At 64.3% G+C, this 1,275-nt stretch carries 1 pseudogene; it reads right to left on the reverse strand.

Going from position 1 to position 1,275, the window contains the following annotated elements:
• Positions 1–937 (reverse strand): annotated as a pseudogene (locus DP106_RS15095) (secretion system protein); the annotation flags it as partial.
• Positions 938–1,275 lie beyond the last annotated feature (338 nt).

A 1,275-nucleotide genomic window follows, 5' to 3' on the forward strand; every position in this document is an offset into this window, starting at 1 on the left:
GTTGTCCGTACCCCACGAGATCCCGGACGACGTAATAAACGAGGTCGTCGAGGCGGTCGCCGCCGACCCTGCGATCCGCCGATGGAACGACGATCCCGTGCTCGGCGAGCGTGGTCCGGACCCCGCGTCGGACCGTATCGACCCATGTACGGGTGTTCCCCGCCCGCAGTTGCCTCGAAAGCAGCGATTCGCCGCGCTTGCGGACGATTGCCGCCCGCTCTTGGAGCGTCGAGTGTTCGTCAATCCCGCCGAGTCCGGCCTCCCAGATCCGGTCCTTGCACTCGGTGATGAGCCGCTCGTCACCGGGGAGTCGGTCCGGTTCGATAACCGCGTATTTCTGTTCGAAGGGATCCGCCCCGAGCAGCCGTTCGCGGTACCGAACGACCGGGACGTCGTAACCGGCGAACTCGACGGTATAGCGCTCGATGCGCTCGGCGCTGAACCGCCCGACGAATTCGGCGTCCCGGATGCCCGTCGCGGCGGGGGCGTAGTTGGCCAAGTGGAGCGACAGTTCCTCCCCAGTGGCATCGGCAACTTCTATCGAGTCGTCGAGCGCGTGTGGCGTCAACGCCCCGAGGCACCGCAACTCGGCGAGGGCGTAGTACTCGAGTCGTCGCCGGGCGGCCGGTGGACACGAGGCGATCTCGTCGATGATCCGCTCGTACTTCTGGTCGAATCCAGCGCGAAACCGCTCGGCGGCACCCTCCCGCGTCCGGGGACGCGTCGGTTCTACATCGGCGAAGTGCTCGCGGACGGCGCGCAGTTTCGACTCCATGTCGGTCGACAGCGATGGCTCGCGAACGTCGTAGTGGAACCCGGCGTCGCCGCTTTCGACCGTGGCGACGACGCCGGGAACGATCTCGTAGTGATCGTGGACCGACGGTGAATACCACGCCTGAGCGCTATCCGGTGGCTCCGGGGCCGGAACTGTCGGCACCTCCTCGAGCATCTGTCAGGAGCTACTCACGTATTTTTATTTAAATGTTCGTCCGAAAACAATCCACGAGTGCCGACCCCCAACCGCGAGGAACAACGGCCTGTCCGATCCGGATTCGTTTATATACTGTGATGCAGGCGCGAACCCCACGAGTTCAGTCGTGGGATACGCGCGGTACGCTCAATCGGCCGTCTGTCCGCATCAATTTTTGTGTGCGGAGAACTGGCAGTTGGCCCGGTGTTTGCGACGGCGAGAGCCGGACGCAAAGACGCAAGTCGACCGCACCGACCGACGACACTGACTCCGCCACGACGTCGTTACTCTGCCGTGTCGACGGC

Origin of the sequence: Halonotius pteroides (genome assembly GCF_003605635.1) — an archaeon.
GTDB classification, from domain to species: Archaea; Halobacteriota; Halobacteria; order Halobacteriales; family Haloferacaceae; genus Halonotius; species Halonotius pteroides.